Annotated in this window: 17 protein-coding genes; 12 read left to right on the top strand and 5 right to left on the bottom strand. The window is 72.3% G+C overall.

What is annotated here, in order from left to right:
* Positions 1–10: 10 nt before the first annotated feature.
* Both FB382_RS02735 and FB382_RS02730 read right to left on the bottom strand, forming a co-directional pair.
* The gene (locus tag FB382_RS02735; protein ID WP_182536586.1) at positions 11–1,774 is read right to left on the bottom strand and encodes a methylmalonyl-CoA mutase family protein; all 1,764 of its coding nucleotides are present in this window, start codon (positions 1,772–1,774) and stop codon (positions 11–13) included.
* A 74-nt stretch (positions 1,775–1,848) separates the two neighbouring features.
* Entirely contained in the window at positions 1,849–4,143 is a 2,295-nt protein-coding gene (locus tag FB382_RS02730; RefSeq protein WP_182536584.1) for a CDP-alcohol phosphatidyltransferase family protein, read from the bottom strand.
* A gap of 85 nt (positions 4,144–4,228) precedes the next feature.
* Between FB382_RS02730 and FB382_RS02725 the strand changes: the two genes are divergently transcribed.
* The 8 genes from FB382_RS02725 (at position 4,229) to FB382_RS02690 (ending at position 9,659) form a co-directional block, all read left to right on the top strand.
* Complete coding sequence (locus FB382_RS02725) at positions 4,229–5,239, top strand: zinc-dependent alcohol dehydrogenase (protein ID WP_220481237.1); 1,011 nt, start codon at positions 4,229–4,231, stop codon at positions 5,237–5,239.
* The gene (locus FB382_RS02720; RefSeq protein WP_182536582.1) at positions 5,227–5,622 is read left to right on the top strand and encodes a 6-pyruvoyl trahydropterin synthase family protein; all 396 of its coding nucleotides are present in this window, start codon (positions 5,227–5,229) and stop codon (positions 5,620–5,622) included. The genes FB382_RS02725 and FB382_RS02720 overlap by 13 nt, the downstream gene beginning before the upstream one ends.
* Positions 5,619–6,623, top strand: coding sequence for a glycosyltransferase family 4 protein (locus tag FB382_RS02715; RefSeq protein ID WP_343055459.1), 1,005 nt, complete (start codon positions 5,619–5,621; stop codon positions 6,621–6,623). The genes FB382_RS02720 and FB382_RS02715 overlap by 4 nt, the downstream gene beginning before the upstream one ends.
* Before the next feature lie 41 nt (positions 6,624–6,664).
* Positions 6,665–7,501, top strand: a complete 837-nt coding sequence (locus FB382_RS02710; RefSeq protein ID WP_182536580.1) for a lysylphosphatidylglycerol synthase transmembrane domain-containing protein — start codon at positions 6,665–6,667, stop codon at positions 7,499–7,501.
* Entirely contained in the window at positions 7,494–8,186 is a 693-nt protein-coding gene (locus FB382_RS02705) for a dihydrofolate reductase family protein (RefSeq protein WP_182536578.1), read from the top strand. The genes FB382_RS02710 and FB382_RS02705 overlap by 8 nt, the downstream gene beginning before the upstream one ends.
* Before the next feature lie 10 nt (positions 8,187–8,196).
* The gene (locus FB382_RS02700; protein ID WP_182536576.1) at positions 8,197–8,736 is read left to right on the top strand and encodes a DUF1697 domain-containing protein; all 540 of its coding nucleotides are present in this window, start codon (positions 8,197–8,199) and stop codon (positions 8,734–8,736) included.
* Positions 8,737–8,805: 69 nt separating this feature from the next.
* Positions 8,806–9,081, top strand: coding sequence for a cyclase (locus tag FB382_RS02695; protein WP_182536574.1), 276 nt, complete (start codon positions 8,806–8,808; stop codon positions 9,079–9,081).
* 119 nt (positions 9,082–9,200) lie between these two features.
* Positions 9,201–9,659 carry a MarR family winged helix-turn-helix transcriptional regulator gene (locus FB382_RS02690; RefSeq protein ID WP_182536572.1) on the top strand — a complete coding sequence of 153 codons (459 nt, stop codon included), beginning with the start codon at positions 9,201–9,203 and terminating at the stop codon, positions 9,657–9,659.
* Between the two features lie 29 nt (positions 9,660–9,688).
* Here FB382_RS02690 and FB382_RS02685 read toward each other — a convergent pair whose 3' ends face one another.
* The 3 genes from FB382_RS02685 to FB382_RS02675 are packed head-to-tail and all read right to left on the bottom strand — an operon-like array spanning position 9,689 to position 13,134.
* Positions 9,689–10,465 (bottom strand): succinate dehydrogenase/fumarate reductase iron-sulfur subunit, encoded by a 777-nt coding sequence (locus FB382_RS02685; RefSeq protein ID WP_182536570.1) that lies wholly within the window; start codon positions 10,463–10,465, stop codon positions 9,689–9,691.
* A 1-nt stretch (position 10,466) separates the two neighbouring features.
* Positions 10,467–12,350, bottom strand: coding sequence for a fumarate reductase/succinate dehydrogenase flavoprotein subunit (locus tag FB382_RS02680; RefSeq protein WP_220481236.1), 1,884 nt, complete (start codon positions 12,348–12,350; stop codon positions 10,467–10,469).
* A 1-nt stretch (position 12,351) separates the two neighbouring features.
* A complete protein-coding gene (locus FB382_RS02675; protein ID WP_343055458.1) occupies positions 12,352–13,134 on the bottom strand; it encodes a hypothetical protein in 783 nt (260 codons plus the stop codon).
* Positions 13,135–13,316: 182 nt separating this feature from the next.
* Between FB382_RS02675 and FB382_RS02670 the strand changes: the two genes are divergently transcribed.
* The 4 genes from FB382_RS02670 (at position 13,317) to FB382_RS02655 (ending at position 17,958) form a co-directional block, all read left to right on the top strand.
* Positions 13,317–14,390 (top strand): glycosyltransferase, encoded by a 1,074-nt coding sequence (locus FB382_RS02670; RefSeq protein ID WP_182536567.1) that lies wholly within the window; start codon positions 13,317–13,319, stop codon positions 14,388–14,390.
* A gap of 88 nt (positions 14,391–14,478) precedes the next feature.
* Positions 14,479–15,180, top strand: coding sequence for a succinate dehydrogenase/fumarate reductase transmembrane subunit (locus tag FB382_RS02665; protein ID WP_182536565.1), 702 nt, complete (start codon positions 14,479–14,481; stop codon positions 15,178–15,180).
* Between the two features lie 19 nt (positions 15,181–15,199).
* Complete coding sequence (locus FB382_RS02660) at positions 15,200–17,218, top strand: fumarate reductase/succinate dehydrogenase flavoprotein subunit (RefSeq protein WP_182541315.1); 2,019 nt, start codon at positions 15,200–15,202, stop codon at positions 17,216–17,218.
* Positions 17,215–17,958: a succinate dehydrogenase/fumarate reductase iron-sulfur subunit gene (locus FB382_RS02655; protein WP_182536563.1), complete on the top strand. Its 744-nt coding sequence runs from the start codon at positions 17,215–17,217 to the stop codon at positions 17,956–17,958. The genes FB382_RS02660 and FB382_RS02655 overlap by 4 nt, the downstream gene beginning before the upstream one ends.
* The last annotated feature ends 22 nt before the right edge of the window (positions 17,959–17,980 follow it).

Below are 17,980 nucleotides of genomic sequence, written 5' to 3'. Positions count from 1 at the left end.
TTCGGGATCGTCACTGCAGGTGTCCCCTCGTGCGGGTCAGGAAGTCGAGGGCGTCCACGCCCATGGCGGCCGCGTCGTCCGCGTAGTCGGTCGGCTTGCCGGCGATCACCACGTGGGTGGCCCCGGCACCGCGCAGCGCGGCGGCGGCCTCGGCGCCCCACTCGGCGTACGCCGCGTCGCTGCCGGCCAGGCACACGACCGGCTGTCCGGCGTACGCCGCCACGAGCTCGGCCACGTCGGCGGTCGCGCCGGCGACGTCGACGGCGATGCCGCCGGCGGCCAGCAGGTTGGACGCGAAGGTCGCGCGGGCGGTGTGGGCCGCGATCGGGCCGAGGGTGGCCAGGAAGACGTGCTGGGCGATCGGCTCGTCGCGCAGCGCCTCGAAGCTCGCGCCGTAGCGGCGGACGTTCGGCGCCATGGTGTCGGCGGGCCGCTCGGGGAGCGTCTCGCCGAGGTTGGGGAACTCGGTGACGCCGGTGATCGGGCGCTTGCGGCGGGCGATCTCCTGCTCGCGGCGGGCGACGGTCTGCTCGACCATCGCGTCGAGGGACTCACCGTCCTCCAGGCGCCCGAAGATCTCCCAGGCCGCGCGGGCCAGGTCGTCGGTGAGCTTCTCGACGGCGTAGGAGCCGCCGGCCGGGTCGGCGACCGTGGCGACGTGGGACTCCGAGATCAGCAGTGCGCTGGTGTTGCGCGCGATCCGGCGGCCGAACGCGTCGGGCACGCCCAGGGGGCTGTCGAAGGGCAGCACGGTGACGGCGTCCGCTCCCCCGACGCCTGCGGCGAACGCGGCGACGGTGGTGCGGAGCATGTTGACCCAGGGGTCGTACTTGCTCATCATCGGGCGGCTGGTCACCGCGTGCTGCCGCTGCACCCGCCCGCCCGAGCCGGTGGTCGAGCCTGCCGAGACCTCGCTGAGCTCGAGCACCCGCGCCCAGAGGCGCCGGGCCGCGCGCAGCTTGGCGATCGTGGGGAACTGCTCGGCCGTGGCGGCGTAGCGGAACTCGACCAGGCCGGCGGCGTCCTCGGCCGAGATCCCGGCGTCGGTCAGGGCCCGCAGCACCCGCACGCCCGCCACCAGCGAGTGCGCGAGCTCCTGGGCGTCCGAGGCCCCGCGGTCGTGGACCTTGGTGGCGTCGACGACGACCCCGAGCACGCCGGCGTCGAGGGCCAGGCGGGCGACGGCGACCAGCTCGGCCTCGTCCGCCCCGGCGTCGGCGCCGAGGTTGGTGCCCGGAGCCGGCGTGGTGCCGCGCTCCTTGAGCAGCGAGAGCAGGGCCCCGGCCGCGACGAGCGGCGCCGACGGCGCGTCGAGGACGACCGGCGCGAGGTCGAGCAGGACCTCGTTGAGCAGCGTCCTGAGGTCGGTGTCGGCGTCGACCGTGAGCCACAGCGAGGAGACCCCGCCGTTGAGGTCGACCAGCGCCGCCTCGTTGGCCGCCTTGGCGTCCGCACCCGAGAGGTGGGCGCGGATGTCCCAGTCCCCGCTGCGCTCGGGGCGTCCGGAGGTCTGCAGGTCCTGCAGCAGGTCCGGGGTCCCGAGCGGGGTGACGGCGATGCCGTCCAGCGTCGTGCGGGTCAGCTTCTGCCAGACCAGGTCGTCGGGGTCCTCGTCGGTCATCCGTCGCGACTTGCGCAGCACCGCGGCGGTGCTGCGCTCCCAGTCGGTGACGGACCAGTCGTCCTCGGGCGACGCGAGCCGGAGCGAACCCTGGTCGGGCTCGAGCTCCGTGGGCTCGGCGAGGCCGCCCTCGACGGCGGAGTCGTCAGTCATGGTGCGAACGATAGGAGGGCCTGCTGGGCGCGGCCACACTGTGTGACTTTTTCGTCGGTGCGTTCGGGTGCCGGTCACCGGCCGTAGGCGGTGAGGAAGCGGTCCCGGAAGGCGTCCATCCGCCAGACCGGGGCAGTGGGCGAGGGTCGCAGCCCGTCCTGCCAGCCCCAGCCGGCGATCCGGTCCAGCACGGCGGGGTCGTGCGCGACGATCGAGACAGGCACGTCGCGGCCGGGGTCCGCGCCCGTGACGTAGGAGTGGGGCTGGTGGTCGCCCAGCACGACCAGGACCAGGTCGGGGTCGGGCTGGTCCGCGACGAAGGACACCAGCGCCCTCAGGGAGTACTCGACCGACCGGCCGTACGCCGCGCGCACCCGCTCGGGGTCGCGGAAGAGGACGTCCGCGGAGGGGCCCTGCTCCGGCATCCCGGCGTACACCGACCCGTCCCCGACCCGTGCCCACGGCACCATCCGCGGCAGCGGCGTCCAGGGATGGTGGCTGGAGACGAGGTCGACCTCGGCCATCACCGGCCGCCGGTCCGATCCCGTCAGCTCCAGGCGGCGCAGGGCCGCCAGGGTGTACTGGTCGGGCATCGAGGCATACCCGAACGTGGGCCCCCGATAGCCCACGTCCCGGGAGTCGTACATCTGGTCGAAGTGGTAGAACGCCTGCCCCTGCGCCCACTCGTGGGTGTCGGCGGGGACGTCGGAGACCGTCCGCCACCCGGCGCGGCGGAACGCGTCGCTCAGGGTCAGCCGGTCGGAGGTCATCAGCTGGTCGTAGCGCTGCTGGCTGTCGACCCACAGGCCCGACTGGAGGCTCGCGTGCGCCAGCCAGCTGCCCGCGCCGAACGTGGGTGAGGTGAGGAAGGCGCTGCGGGCGGAGAAGCCGGCCGCTCGCAGCCGCCGGGTCCCGGCGTCGAGGACGGCGTCGACCCCGGGCGCGTACGTCGTGCCCTGGACCGCGACCCGGCCGTAGCTCTCGACGAACACCAGCAGCACGTCCTTGTCGCGCAGGCCGGCCAGCATCCCGTCGTTCTCCGTCGCGAAGGAGTCCGAGCCGATCTCCCGCGCGAACGTGCGCCGGTCGGCCAGGTCGGCCCGCACCTGGGCGACGGCGTCGACGGCCTGGTGCGCAGCGCTGGTCGAGGCGAGCTGGACGCCCGCGACCGCGAGCAACGCCCACGCGACACCGAGCGCGAGGACCGCACGCGCCGATCCTCGGCGGTGCCGGTGGACCGACCCGGCGACGCGCAGCGTGCTGGCGGGGAGGCCGACCGCGAGGGCGACCAGCAGCGCCCCCGCCCCGACGGTCACCGCCAGGGCGGCGGAGCCGCCGATCGAGTCGCGGAGCACGCCGAGGCCGGGGCCGAGGTAGTACCAGTCGTTGAGCACGTCGAAGGGACGGTCGAAGACCACGCGGAACCCCATGTCGAGGAGCCGGAGGACGACCAGCGCGGCCAGGATGAGCCCCACGACGACGGCCACCGGCCGGCGTGCGACGCCCGGAAGGAGCAGGGCCACCACCACGACCACGAGGCCCTCGATCGGGACCCGCAGCAGCCCGGCCGGGGTGAGCAGGTCGACGGTGTCGGGCAGCACCAGGGCCGCCCAGACCACGAGGAACGCGAACCCGGTGACCACGCGGTCGGTCGCCGGTGGCCGGAGCGCCAGCCGGCGCAGGTCGTGCACCTGGCGGCCGAAGGACTCGGCGAGCAGCATTGCCGCGACCGCGAGCGCCACCAGGGTCACCCGGTCGGGCAGCACCTCGGCCGCCGCGACGGCCAGCACGACGCCCTGGACCGCCGCCACGACCCGCGCCCAGCTCCGGCGCGGGAGCGGCGCCCGCAGCCACGGCCAGACCCACGTGGCCGCCACCAACGCGTAGCGGGCCAGGCCGATCCCCAGCACCCACCAGCCCGACGTCCGCGCCACGTGGAGGCTGAGCACCAGGATCAGGAACGCGTCGACCTCCATGTCGAAACGGGCCCCGAAGTCCGACGCGGTCCCGGTCCGCCGGGCCACCGGGCCGTCGACGCCGTCGAGGACGAGCGCCGTGGCCGCGAGTGCCACCAGGGTGATCCGGAGGGGGGCGGCGTCGCGCCCCGTCGCCGCCTCCGCCACGAGGGCGGCCACCGCGGCGGCGAGCAGCCCGCGCGCCAGCGTCACCCGGTCGGCCGGCATCAGCCCCGGCCGGTCGTGCCGTCCCATGGCCGCGGCGAGGAGACCCAGGAGGCCCACGCCGCACGCCAGGCCCACGCTCCAGGCGACCGGGCCCAGACCGACGGTCGCGGTGAGCCCGCCGAGGAGCACGACCAGTCCCGCGAGCGCGCTCGCGGGACTCGCGGGGGTGGTGTGAACCCGATGCACTGGTCCTCCGTGTCTCCCAGGGGTACGACTGTCACTACGAGGAGGATGGCGTCCCGGTTCACCCGGGCGGGAGCGGAGGGCATCGATGACGCCGATGACGAGCGGGGAGCGGGCGTTCTGGGTGCGCGAGCCCGGCCACGGCGAGATCCGGCCGGTGTCCGTGCCGCCCGCCGGCCCCGGCGAGGTCCGCGTGCGCACCCTCCGGTCGGCGGTGAGCCGCGGCACCGAGAGCCTGGTCTTCCGGGGCGGTGTCCCGCCGGACCAGCACGCCGTGATGCGCGCCCCCTTCCAGGACGGCGACTTCCCGGGCCCGGTGAAGTACGGCTACCTCAGCGTGGGACGGGTCGAGGAGGGTCCGCCGGCGCTGCTCGGCCGGACGGTGTTCTGCCTGCACCCCCACCAGACGGCGTACGTCGTCCCGGTCGAGGCGGTGACGGTCGTCCCCGACGACGTGCCCCCGGCCCGGGCGGTGCTGGCCGGCATGGTCGAGACGGCCGTCAACGCCCTGTGGGACGCCGCCCCGCTCGTCGGCGACCGGGTCGCGGTCGTCGGCGCGGGGCTGCTCGGCTGCTGCGTCGCCCGGCTGCTCACGGGGATCCCCGGCGTCGAGGTGACGCTGGTCGACGTGGACGCGGGAAGGCGGGGCGTTGCCGACGCGCTCGGCGTGGGCTTCGCCGGTCCCGGTGAGGCCGCCGGCGAGCGCGACCTCGTCCTGCACGCCAGCGCGACCGCCGCCGGGCTGCGGACGGCGATCGACCTCCTGGCGCCGGAGGGCACGGTCGTCGAGCTCAGCTGGTACGGCGACGCACCGGTCGAGGTGGCGCTCGGGGGCGCGTTCCACACGCGGCGGCTCACCCTGCGCGCCAGCCAGGTCGGCACCGTCTCGCCCGCGGTGCGCGGCCGTCGTACGACATCGGAACGGGTCGCCCTCGCGCTGGACCTGCTCCGCGACCCGGCCTTCGACGTGCTGCTCACCGGCAGCTCGCTCTTCGACGAGCTGCCCGACGTGCTCGCGCGAATCGCGGCCGGCGACCTGCCCGGGCTCTGCCACGGCATCGCCTACGACTGCCCCGAGGAGGAGCCATGTTCAGCGTGACCGTCCGCGACCACATGATGGTCGCCCACAGCCTGCCCGGCGAGGTGTTCGGACCCGCCCAGCGCCTGCACGGGGCGACGTACGTCGTCGACACGACCTGGTGCAGCCCGACCCTGGACGCGGACGGCCTCGTGGTCGACATCGGGCTCGCCACCGAGCAGCTGCGCGAGGTGCTCTCCGCCTTCACCTACCGCAACCTCGACGACCTGCCCGACCTCGCCGGCACCCCCACCACGACCGAGGTGATGGCCCGCGTGGTCGCCGACCGGCTCGCCGAGCGGGTGGCCGCGGGCGCACTCGGCGCGACCGGGCACCTGACCCGGCTGGTGGTGACCCTGCACGAGTCGCACGTCGCGTGGGCGAGCTACGAGCGGGCGCTGTGACGACGGTCCACGTGCTGATGCCGCCGGGGGTCGCCGACCCGCGGCGACCAAGTGGCGGCAACCGCTACGACCGGCGCGTCTGCGAGGGGCTGGAGGCCCTCGGCTGGCGGGTCCGCGAGCAGGCCGTCGACGGGGCCTTGGCGTCGGCGCTGTCCCGCATCGCCGACGGCGAGGTCGTCCTGGTGGACGGCCTGGTCGGCTGCGCGACGCCGGACGCGCTGGTGGCCGAGGCCGACCGGCTGCGGCTGGTCCTGCTGCTGCACATGCCGTTCGACGGCGGGGCGGCCGAGCTCCTCCGTCGCGCGGTCGTGGTCACGACGAGCAGCTGGACCCGGGGGCACCTCCTCGCGCGTGACGGCCTCGATCCCGGCCGGGTCCACGTCGCGGAGCCCGGCGTCGACGCCGCGCCGGCGGCCCCGGGCACCCCGGACGGCGGGCGGTTGCTGTGCGTCGGCGCCATCACCACCGCGAAGGGCCACGAGGTCCTGCTCGCTGCCCTGGCCCGGGTCGCGGACCTCCCCTGGAGCCTGCGGGTGGTGGGAGCGCTCGACCTGGAGACCGGCCTGGTGGACCGCCTGCGGGCTCAGGCGGCAGGTGACGGGATCGGCGACCGGGTGAGGTTCACCGGCCCGCTCACGGAGCCCGACCTCGACGAGGCGTACGCCGGCAGCGACCTGCTCGTGAGCGCCTCCCGTGCCGAGAGCTACGGCATGGTCGTCACCGAGGCGCTCGCCCATGGGATCCCCGTGGTGGCCGCCGGGGTGGGCGGGGTGCCCGAGGCCCTCGGCGGCGCCGACGCGGCGACCCGGCCGGGCGCGCTCGTGCCCGCCGACGATCCCGATGCCCTGGCCGGGGTCCTGCGTCGCTGGCTGACCGAGCCCGGCACCCGGGACCGCTGGCGCTCCGCGGCCCGGCTGCGGGCGGGATCGCTCCCGCGCTGGTCCACGACCACCGCCCGGGTCGCCGAGGCCCTGGCCCAGGCCCGGAGCGGGTCGGGGTGAACCCGGACCGGCGCAGCGACGTACCACTGGTGGGAGGACCGATGACGATCGACGCGCGATGGTGGCGCCGGGCCCGCCTGCTCGGCGGCGCCCTGGTCCTGGCCGCCCTCGTCGTCCGGGTCGGCACCGGCCCGTTCCTCGAGGGGCTGAGCAGGGCCGACCCCGTCACGCTGGCCTGCGCCGTCGCGCTGACCCTGCTCACCACGCTCTGCTGCGTCTGGCGGTGGCGGGCCGTCGCCCGTCGTCTCGGCGTCGACGTCCCCATGCGCGACGGACTGGCCGCCTACTACCGCTCCCAGCTCCTCAACGCGACGCTGCCGGGTGGTGTCGTCGGCGACGTGCACCGGGCGGTGCGGCACGGTCGCGATGTCGGCGACCGGCGCCGCGGACTTGCCTCCGTGGCCGTGGAGCGGGCGGCCGGGCAGGGCGTGCAGGTCCTCGTCGCCGTGGCTGTGCTGGGCGTCGTCCCCTCGGCGCTGCTCGTGCTCCTCCTCCTCATCGTGGTCGTCGGCGGCCTCCGGGCCGGCTGGCGCACAGCGGGTCCGGTCCTGCTGGCGTCGGTCCTCGCCGTGGTGGGGCACGTCGTGGTCTTCCTCCTGGCCGCACGCGCGGCCGGCGTCACCGCGCCGCTGACGACCCTGCTGCCGCTCGCCATGCTGGTCCTGCTCGCCGCCTCGATCCCGATCAACGTCGCCGGGTGGGGACCGCGTGAAGGGATGGCCGCCTGGGCGTTCGGGGCCGCCGGTCTGGGAGCGGCAGCCGGGGTCACCACGGCCGTCGTCTTCGGCGTCATGGCCTTCGTCGCGACCCTGCCGGGGCTGCTGCCGCTGCTGGCCGCCCCGGCCCGGCCGGTGGTGGAGGTGGGCTCCCGTGCGTGAGCGCCCCTACACGCTGCTCAGCTGCGCCATCTCGCTCGACGGCTACCTCGACCGCGCGTCGGGACCCCGGCTGATGCTCTCCAACGACGCGGACTTCGACCGGGTCGACGCCCTGCGGGCCCGGTGCGACGCGATCCTCGTCGGCGCGCGCACCATCCGTCGCGACAACCCGCGCCTGCTCGTACGCGCCCCCGAACGCATCGCCCAGCGGACGGCTCACGGGATGTCGCCCTCCCCCGTCAAGGTGACCGTGAGCGAGCACGCCCGGCTCGACCCCTGCGCCGCGTTCTTCACCGCCGGCGAGGCCGAGAAGCTCGTCTTCTGCCCCACCGGAGCCACCGCCGGGGCACGCGCCCGGCTGGGGGACGTCGCCACCGTCGTCGACGGCGGGCGGCACGTCGACATGGTCGGCCTCAGCGAAGACCTCCACGACCGCGGGGTACGCCGGCTCATGGTCGAGGGCGGGTCGTCGGTGCACACGCAGTTCCTGACCGCCGGCCTCGCCGACGAGCTGCACCTCGTCATCGCCCCGTTCTTCGTGGGCGACTCGCGGGCACACCACTTCGTCGGCGACGGCCAGTTCCCCTGGTCCCCCGACCGCCGCGCCCGGCTGGTCGAGACCCGGCAGATCTACGACGTCGTGCTGCTCCGCTACGCCCTGTCCGACCGGTTCACCGACCTCTAGCGTGGCCGCCATGGCCACCGCCGTCGCGTTCTTCCGCAACCTCAACCTCGGGCAGGGCTGGGCGCCCAACCGGACCCAGCTCGAGGACGCATTCGCCGCGACGGGCGCCACCGGGGTGCGCAGCGTGCGGAGCAACGGCACCGTCGTCCTGACCCACCCGGCGCCCGCACGGGCCGCCCGGGAGGTCCGGACACGGCTGCGGGAGCTCACCGGCTACGACGACGTGGTCGTCGTACGTCGTGCCGCGTGGCTGCGGGAGCTCGTCCGGCACACCCTCGCCCTCGGGCTGCCGGAGGACGTGCCGGTGGAGGTCGCGTTCTTCGACGCGGGCCGGGTCCTGCCGGTCCCGCTCCCGTGGACCTCGCCCGACGGCCGGCTGCGGATCGTGGCGGGCGACGGCCGCCACGCGGTCACGACGTTCCACGACGACTCCGGGCGCGGCAGCAACGCCACCGTCGTGCTCCAGGACCTCACCGGCGTCCGGGTCACCTCGCGCGGTCTCGACACGGTCCGGCGGGTGGTGGACCTGCTGCCCGGGAGTTTTACTTGACTTCTAGTAACTAGAGGTCTAGTAATAAACGTGTCGGGCAATCACCACCGAGAGAGAGGAAGGACCGACATGACCACACTCGCAGTGCGACACACGGTGCAGGACTTCACCACCTGGAAGGCCGGGTTCGACGGGCATGACCAAGCGCGTCGTAGCCACGGGTCAACCGGCTACCGAGTGCTCCAGGACGGCAACAGCGTGCTGGCCCTGATCGAGTTCCCCGACGCGGCGGCCGCGCAGGCCTTCCAGACCGACCCGAAGCTGGGCGAGGTCATGGCCAGCGCCGGCGTCATCGGGGCACCGGACATCAGCACCTGGTCCGAGGCATCCCGGGAGATGTACTGAGCACGGGGCGAACCTCCGGCCAGAAGGGCTCCCGGTCCGGGAGCCCTTCACAGCGTCACGTCGCGACCGACTTCGAGCGCGAGTTCCCGGGGGGCAGCGAGTCAGCGAACTCCTGCGCCATGGCTCTGGTCCACACGGGGGACAGACTTCTCGCGCTCATCGACCAGGCCCTCCGGCACCACCGGCTGTCCAGGGCCGGGCGCGAGGCCCTCGCCGTCCTCGACGGGGCCGGGCAACCCCTGTCGCCGACCGCCATCGCGGAGCGGCTCATCGTGACGACGGCGAGCATCACTTCCCTGCTCGACACCCTGGAACGCCGTGGGCTGGTCGAACGCCGGCCCGACCCCACCGACCGGCGAAGGCTGCTGATCGTGATCACGCAGGACGGGAAGGCCATCGTCGACCAGTTCCTGCCGGAGGTCGTCGCGCTCCAGACGGCCGCGCTGGCCACACTCACCGAGCCACAACGCCGACAGCTCGTCGAGCTGCTGGCCACGGTCGGGGCCACCATGACCACCCTCGACGCCGACGAGGTCATCCGCGCGGTGGCACCCCGGGGCGTCCCGCGGCGCGTCTGACGCTGCCGAGCCAGATCGCTGGCTCCCCCTCAGACCTCGGTGCGCCCGTCGTTGTCCTTGCTGCGGATCCCGATCCTGGCCCCGAGCCAGACCAGCGGGTCGAACTTCCGGTCCACCACGCGCTCCTTCATCGGGATGATCGCGTTGTCGGTGATCTTGATGCCCTCGGGGCAGACCTCGGTGCAGCACTTGGTGATGTTGCACATCCCCAGCCCGGCCGCGCCCTGCGCGAGCTCGCGCCGGTCGTGGGTGTCGAGCGGGTGCATGTCGAGCTCGGCGTACCGGAGGAAGAAGCGCGGGCCCGCGAAGGCCGGCTTGTTCTCGTCGTGGTCACGCACGACGTGGCAGGTGTTCTGGCACAGGAAGCACTCGATGCACTTGCGGAACTCCTGCCCGCGCTCGACGTCGACCTGGGCCATCCGGCGCTTGTTGTCGGCGTCGCGCGGCGGCGGCGCGAACGACGGCAGCTCCTTGGCCTTCTCGTAGTTGAACGAGACGTCGGTGACCAGGTCGCGGATGACCGGGAAGGTCCGCATCGGCGTGACCGTGATCGTCTCGGCCGGGTCGAAGTCGGAGAGCCGGGTCATGCACAGCAGTCGCGGCCGGCCGTTGATCTCGGCGCTGCACGAGCCGCACTTGCCGGCCTTGCAGTTCCACCGGATCGCGAGGTCCCCGGCCTGGGTGGCCTGCACCCGGTGCAGCGCGTCGAGGACGACCTCCCCCTCGGACACCGCCACGGTGTAGTCGCCGAGGTCGCCGCCCGTCTGGTCGCCGCGCCAGATCCGCATCTTCAGGTCGTAGCCCATGTCAGCTCTTCTCCTCGAAGTACTTCTTGAGCTCGTCCGGCATCACCGGGAGCGGCTTCTCGTGCAGGTCGACCCCGGTCCCCTCGGCGTTGAGGTTGACCACGAGGTTCTTGGTGCCCCACTCGGCGTTCGGGCCGGGGAAGTCGTCGCGGGTGTGGCCGCCGCGGGACTCCTCGCGGGCCAGCGCGGCCTTGGCGATGCACTCACTGACGATCAGCATGTTGCGCAGGTCGATCGCGAGGTGCCAGCCGGGGTTGTACTGCCGGTGCCCCTCGACCTTCATCGACTTCGCGCGCACCTTGAACGCCTCGACCTCGGTGAGCGACTCCTCGAGCTCCGCGGCGGTCCGGATGATGCCGACCAGGTCGTTCATGGACTGCTGGAGGTCGGACTGGATCGTGTAGGGGTTCTCCCCGCCCTCGACCTCGAAGGGGGCGAGCGCGCTCCGCTCGGCCGCCTTCACGTCGGCCTCGTCGACCCGCGGCCGGTTGTCGCCCAGCGAGGAGGCGTACGCCGTGGCCGCCTCGCCGGCCCGCTTGCCGAAGACCAGCAGGTCGCCGAGCGAGTTGCCGCCGAGCCGGTTGGAGCCGTGCATGCCGCCGGAGCACTCCCCCACGGCGTACAGGCCGGTGACCGCGCTCTCCTGAGTGTCGGCGTCGACCTCGACACCGCCCATCACGTAGTGGCAGGTCGGGCCGATCTCCATCGGCTCCGCGGTGATGTCGACGTCGGCCAGCTCCTTGAACTGGTGGTACATCGACGGCAGCCGCTTGCGGATGAACTCGGGCATACGCCGCGAGGCGATGTCGAGGTAGATGCCGCCGTGCGGTGTGCCGCGGCCGGCCTTGATCTCGGAGTTGATCGCCCGCGCGACCTCGTCACGGGGCAGCAGCTCGGGAGGTCTGCGGTTGTTCTTCTTGTCGTCGTACCACCGGTCGGCCTCCTCGACGGTGTCGGCCGTCTCCGCCTTGAAGAACTCCGGGATGTAGTCGAACATGAACCGCTTGCCCTCGGAGTTCTTCAGGATGCCGCCGTCGCCGCGCACCGACTCCGTGACGAGCAGCCCCTTCACCGACGGCGGCCAGACCATGCCGGTCGGGTGGAACTGCACGAACTCCATGTTGATCAGGCTCGCGCCGGCCCGCATCGCGAGCGCGTGGCCGTCGCCGGTGTACTCCCAGGAGTTGGAGGTCACCTTGAAGGACTTGCCGATACCGCCGGTCGCCAGGATCACCGACGGCGCCTCGAAGAGCACGAACCGGCCGGACTCGCGCCAGTAGCCGAACGCGCCGGCAATTCTCCCCGCCTGCCCTGAGCCTGTCGAAGGGTCCTTCATCAGGTCGGTGACCGTCAGCTCCATGAAGACGTCGATGCCCAGCGCCACCGCCCGCTGCTGGAGCGTGCGGATCATCTCCAGGCCGGTGCGGTCGCCGACGTGGGCGAGGCGGGCGTACTTGTGGCCGCCGAAGTCGCGCTGGGAGATCAGCCCGTCGTCGGTGCGGTCGAACAGGGCGCCCCAGTCCTCGAGCTCCATCACCCGCTCGGGGGCCTCCTGCGCGTGCAGCTGCGCCATCCGCCAGTTGTTGAGCATCTTCCCGCCACGCATCGTGTCGCGGAAGTGCACCTCCCAGTTGTCCTCGGGCCACCGGTTGCCCATGGCGGCCGCGATGCCGCCCTCGGCCATCACGGTGTGCGCCTTGCCCAGCAGGGACTTGCAGACGATGGCCGTCCGGGCACCGGACTCGTGGGCCGCGATCGCGGCCCGCAGGCCGGCACCGCCGGCCCCGACCACCACGACGTCGTACTGGTGGCGCTCCATGCCGCCGGCCGACTCGCCGGACATCTCGTTGCCGGTCATGGGGTGCCGCGTGGAGGACTCGGTCATGTCAGAAGAACCTCGGGTCGTCGAAGACGTTGGTCGCGAGCAGGTAGATGTAGAGGTCGACCAGCGCGACGGAGAACAGGGAGTACCACGCGTAGCGGGCGTGGTTGGTGTTGAGCTTCGAGACGAAGGTCCACATCCGGTAGCGGACCGGGTGCCTGGAGAAGTGCCGCAGCCGGCCGCCGGTGATGTGCCGGCAGGAGTGGCACGACAGCGTGTAGAGCCAGATCAGCACCACGTTGGCGACCATCAGCACGGTGCCGAGGCCCATGTGGATGCCGTCGGACTCGCCCTCGGCCGGCCCGAAGGCCAGGATCGCGTCGTAGCTGAGGATCAGCGCGACCACCACGGCGGCGTACCAGAAGTAGCGGTGGATGTTCTGGAGGATCAGCGGGAACCGCGTCTCGCCCGAGTAGGCGCCGTGCGGCTCGGCCACCGCGCAGGCCGGCGGGGAGAGCCAGAAGGCCCGGTAGTAGGCCTTGCGGTAGTAGTAGCAGGTCATCCGGAAGCCCAGCGGGAAGATCAGGATGACCAGCGCTGGCGACAGGCTCCACAGGCTCAGCGGCTGCCCGAAGTCCGAGGACCCGCTCACGCAGGAGTCGGTCAGGCAGGGCGAGTAGAACGGCGAGAGGTAGGGCTCGGCGTAGTAGTGGTGCCCGGCGAAGGCCCGCCACGTCGCGTAGACGACGAAGGCCGTGAACACCACGAAGGTCGCCAGCGGCGTGAGCCACCACCGGTCCGTCCGCAGGGTCTTGACGCCGATACGGGCCCTGGTGGGCCCGTTCACTCCTGTAGCCGTACGAGCGTCTGTCGACGCCATCGCCACCTCCGCTGGTCGGGTGCTGGAGGTGAGTCTGCACAGGTTGGGGCCAATGTGAAAGGGGCCACACCGCCCCGTCTCAGCGACAGTTCACGCCGACGTCACGGCGAAGCAGCGTGCGCGTCGCCTGCACCGCCCACGCTGGGAGCATGAGGATCGCACTGGTCACCGAGACCTTCTACCCGGCGGTGGACGGCACCACGACGACCGTGAAGGCCGTGGCCGATCACCTCATCGACACCGGTCACGAGGTGCGGATCATCGCGCCCGGGCCGGGTCTGTCGACCTACCGGCGCTGCCCCGTCGTGCGCACCCGCCCGCTGGAGAAGCCGGGCAGCCAGGTGCGCGACGCGCTCGTCGACTTCGCCCCCGACCTGGTCCACGTGACCTCGCCGGGCACGATCGGCCGCAAGGCCCTCAAGCACGCCCGCCGGCTGGGCATCCCCTCGGTCGTGGTCGAGCAGTCCTCGGTCCTCGACGAGACCGCGGACCACTGGCGCAGCAAGGTCGCCGACCGCGCCGACGCCGTCGTGGTCACCTCGCCGTGGATGGTGCAGCGGATGACGGAGTTCGGCGTCGCCGCCGACCTCTGGACGCCGGGCGTGGACACCGCCGCGTTCGCCCCGCAGCTCCGCGACCCGTGGCTGCACGCCAGCTGGTCCCGCGCCCGCTCGGCCAGCGGCCCGCTGGTCGTCGTGGGGTACGTCGGCTCGCTGCACCGGCGCCACGACGTACGCCGGCTGGCCGAGCTCGCGGCCGTGCCCGGCATCCGGCCGGTGATCGTCGGCGACGGCCCGCAGCGCGGCTGGCTGCAGGGCCGGCTCCCCCGGGCCCGCTTCACCGGCGCTCTCGAGACCGGCGACCTGACCGTCGCGATGCCCTCGCTCGACGTCCTGGTCCACCCGGGCCGCCACGAGACCTGCAGCCACGCGCTGCGCGAGGCCGCGGCGAGCGGTGTGCCCGTCGTGGCGCCGCGCTCGGGCGGCGCGCCCGACGTCGTGCGCAGCCTGGAGACCGGGCTGCTCTACGACCCCACGGACCCGCACGGGCTCCGCCGGGCCGTGGCCGCGGTGGCTGCGGACCCGCACCGCGGGCTGCTCGGCGACCGGGCCCGCGAGCTGGCCTCCGGACGCACCTGGCACGACGCCGTGGACGAGCTCGTGGCGGGCACCTACGCCCGGCTGGCACCCGTCGTACGGCCCCTTGCCGACGCCCACGCGTGACAAAACCGCGGCAACCGCCCGGTAACCGGGCATATGTCACACTCCCCGCGGCATGGGGCACGGCCCCCGGACGGTAGCGTGGCCTTTCGTGGCAACGACGACCCTTGTCAAGGGAGCGCGCTCGACGCGCTCGACCATCGCACTCAAGCTCCTGATGGCCGTCAGCGGCATCATCTTCATCGGGTTCGTGCTCCTGCACATGTACGGCAACCTCAAGGCCTTTGCCGGCCATGACGCCTACAACGAGTACGCCGAGCACCTGCGGACCATCGGCGAGCCGATGCTTCCGCACTCGGGTCTCCTGTGGGTGATCCGGCTGGTGCTGATCGTGGCGCTCGTGGTGCACGTCTACTCGGCAGCGGCCCTGTGGAAGCGCGCCAAGCGCGCCCGCACGGTCCGCTACCAGGTGAAGAAGAACCTCGCGTCGTCGTTCTCCTCGCGCATGATGCGCTGGGGCGGCCTGACGCTGCTGCTGTTCATCATCTGGCACCTGCTGAACTTCACCGTCGGCAAGGTCAACGTGCAGGGCGGTCCGACCAACGACCCCTACAACCTGCTCGTGGACAGCTTCGACACGTGGTGGCTGACGCTGATCTACCTGGTCGCGATGGCCGCGCTCGGCCTGCACCTGCACCACGGTGTGTGGAGCTCCGCGCAGACCCTCGGCCTGACCAACAACGCGAAGGCACGGCGCAACGCCAAGGGCCTCGGCTGGATCATCGCCGTGCTGATCGCCGGCGGCTTCTCGCTCGTGCCGATCTTCGTCCTCGTCGGCGTCATCTCCAAGTAAGGACTCGCACATGACCGACATGCCGGACACCACCCTCACGTCCGACCCCTCGCACGACGGACCGGGCGCCCAGAGCGACGACGCCGCGGGCTACTACACCCCCGGTGCCCCGATCGCCGACACCAAGGCGCCGGGCGGCCCGATCGCCGACCGCTGGCAGACCCGCAAGTTCGAGGCCCGCCTGGTCAACCCGTCCAACCGCCGCAAGCTGTCGATCATCATTGTCGGCACCGGCCTGGCCGGCGGCTCCGCCGCGGCCACGCTCGGCGAGGCCGGCTACAACGTGAAGTCCTTCTGCTACCAGGACTCCCCGCGCCGCGCGCACTCGATCGCGGCCCAGGGCGGCATCAACGCCGCGAAGAACTACAAGGAGGACGGCGACTCCGTCCACCGCCTCTTCTACGACACCGTCAAGGGCGGCGACTACCGCTCGCGGGAGTCCAACGTCTACCGCCTCGCCGAGGTCTCGACGAACATCATCGACCAGTGCGTCGCGCAGGGCGTCCCCTTCGCCCGCGAGTACGGCGGCCTGCTGGACAACCGCTCCTTCGGCGGCGTCCAGGTCTCCCGCACGTTCTACGCCCGCGGCCAGACGGGCCAGCAGCTGCTGCTCGGCGCCTACCAGGCCCTCGAGCGCCAGGTCGCGGCCGGCACGGTGGAGACCTTCACCCGCCACGAGATGCTCGAAGTGATCATCGTGGACGGCAAGGCCCGCGGCATCATCGCCCGCGACATGGTCACCGGCGAGATCGAGACCCACCTGGCCGACGTGGTCGTGCTCGCCAGCGGCGGCTACGGCAACGTCTTCTACCTCTCCACCAACGCGATGGGCTGCAACGTCACCGCGTCGTGGCGTGCACACCGCAAGGGCGCCTACATGGCCAACCCCTGCTACACGCAGATCCACCCGACCTGCATCCCGGTCTCGGGCGCGCACCAGTCGAAGCTGACCCTGATGTCGGAGTCGCTGCGCAACGACGGCCGGATCTGGGTGCCCAAGAAGGCCTCGGACTGCGAGAAGGACCCGCGCGACATCCCCGAGGAGGACCGCGACTACTACCTGGAGCGGATCTACCCCTCCTTCGGCAACCTGGTCCCCCGCGACATCGCCTCGCGGGCCGCGAAGAACGTCTGCGACGAGGGCCGCGGCGTCGGCCCGGCCGTCGAGGGCGTGCGCCGGGGTGTCTACCTCGACTTCAGCGCCGCGATCGAGCGCCTGGGCCGCGACGGCATCGAGGAGAAGTACGACAACCTCTTCGACATGTACGCCCGGATCACCGGCGAGGACCCCTACTCCACGCCGATGCGCATCTACCCGGCCGTGCACTACGTCATGGGCGGCCTGTGGGTCGACTACGACCTGATGTCGAGCATCGAGGGCCTCTTCGTCACCGGCGAGGCGAACTTCTCCGACCACGGCGCCAACCGCCTCGGTGCCTCGGCGCTGATGCAGGGCCTCGCGGACGGCTACTTCGTCCTCCCCCACACGATCCGCGACTACCTCGCGGACGGCCCGTTCGAGCCGGTCCCGGCCGACCACCCGGCGGTCGTCGAGGCCGAGCAGGCGGTGCGCACCCGCATCGACACGTTCATGAACAGCAACGGCACCCGCAGCGTCGACTCCTACCACCGCGAGCTCGGCAACATCATGTGGGAGTACTGCGGCATGGAGCGGACCGAGGAGGGCCTGAAGAAGGCCATCGACCTCATCCGCACCCTCAAGGACGACTTCTGGCGCAACGTGAAGGTCCTCGGCAGCGCCGAGAGCCTCAACCAGTCGCTGGAGAAGGCCGGCCGCGTGGCCGACTTCATCGAGCTCGGTGAGCTCATGTGCATCGACGCGCTCAACCGTCGCGAGTCCTGTGGCGGCCACTTCCGTGGCGAGTCGCAGACCGAGGACGGCGAGGCGCTGCGCCACGACGACGAGTTCGCCTACGTCGCGGCCTGGGAGTTCGCCGGCGACGGCGAGGCGCCGATTCTGCACAAGGAAGAACTGATCTACACGGCCATCGAGATGAAGCAGCGGAGCTACAAGTGAGACTCACCCTCAAGATCTGGCGCCAGGCCGACGCGGCTTCCGAGGGCGCCATGCACACCTACGAGATCGATGACGTGTCCGAGGACATGTCGTTCCTCGAGATGCTCGACGTCCTCAACGAGGAGCTTCAGGCCAAGGGCGAGGAGCCGGTCGCGTTCGACTCCGACTGTCGCGAGGGCATCTGCGGCATGTGCGGCCTGATGATCAACGGCCAGGCCCACGGCCCCGAGGTCACCACGACCTGCCAGCTGCACATGCGCTCCTTCAAGGACGGCGACGAGATCGTCATCGAGCCGTGGCGCGCCGACGCGTTCCCGGTGGTCAAGGACCTCTGCGTCGACCGCGGCGCGTTCGACCGGATCATCCAGGCCGGCGGCTACATCTCGGTCAACACCGGTTCGGCGCCCGAGGCACACGCCACCCCGGTCCCCCGCGACGACGCGCTGCGCGCGTTCAACGTGGCGACCTGCATCGGCTGCGGCGCCTGCGTCGCCGCCTGCCCCAACGGCTCGGCCTCGCTGTTCATGGGTGCCAAGATCACCCACCTCGGCGAGCTGCCCCAGGGCCAGCCCGAGCGCGACACCCGCGTCGTGGAGATGGTCGGCCAGCACGACCACGAGGGCTTCGGTGGCTGCACCAACATCGGCGAGTGCACCGCCGCGTGCCCCAAGGAGATCCCGCTCGACGTGATCTCCCGCCTCAACTGGGACCTGCACGCCGCCATGCGTCACGGCCTGTAGGTCGAGTCGGCGCACCTGCCGC

This window comes from Nocardioides ginsengisegetis (assembly GCF_014138045.1).
GTDB lineage: Bacteria > Actinomycetota > Actinomycetes > Propionibacteriales > Nocardioidaceae > Nocardioides > Nocardioides ginsengisegetis.
The sequence above is the reverse complement of the archived record's forward strand: the minus strand, read 5'-3'. Positions and strand labels throughout refer to the sequence as shown.

Excerpts from the sequence above, each read along its gene's own strand:
- FB382_RS02725 (WP_220481237.1), top strand. The coding sequence starts at position 4,229 with ATGACGCCGATGACGAGCGGGGAGCGGGCGTTCTGGGTGCGCGAGCCC.
- FB382_RS02695 (WP_182536574.1), top strand. The coding sequence starts at position 8,806 with ATGACCACACTCGCAGTGCGACACACGGTGCAGGACTTCACCACCTGG.
- FB382_RS02720 (WP_182536582.1), top strand. The coding sequence starts at position 5,227 with ATGTTCAGCGTGACCGTCCGCGACCACATGATGGTCGCCCACAGCCTG.
- FB382_RS02660 (WP_182541315.1), top strand. The coding sequence starts at position 15,200 with ATGCCGGACACCACCCTCACGTCCGACCCCTCGCACGACGGACCGGGC.
- FB382_RS02680 (WP_220481236.1), bottom strand. The coding sequence starts at position 12,350 with ATGACCGAGTCCTCCACGCGGCACCCCATGACCGGCAACGAGATGTCC.
- FB382_RS02710 (WP_182536580.1), top strand. The coding sequence starts at position 6,665 with ATGACGATCGACGCGCGATGGTGGCGCCGGGCCCGCCTGCTCGGCGGC.
- FB382_RS02700 (WP_182536576.1), top strand. The coding sequence starts at position 8,197 with ATGGCCACCGCCGTCGCGTTCTTCCGCAACCTCAACCTCGGGCAGGGC.
- FB382_RS02735 (WP_182536586.1), bottom strand. The coding sequence starts at position 1,774 with ATGACTGACGACTCCGCCGTCGAGGGCGGCCTCGCCGAGCCCACGGAG.
- FB382_RS02690 (WP_182536572.1), top strand. The coding sequence starts at position 9,201 with ATGGCTCTGGTCCACACGGGGGACAGACTTCTCGCGCTCATCGACCAG.
- FB382_RS02685 (WP_182536570.1), bottom strand. The coding sequence starts at position 10,465 with ATGGGCTACGACCTGAAGATGCGGATCTGGCGCGGCGACCAGACGGGC.
- FB382_RS02670 (WP_182536567.1), top strand. The coding sequence starts at position 13,317 with ATGAGGATCGCACTGGTCACCGAGACCTTCTACCCGGCGGTGGACGGC.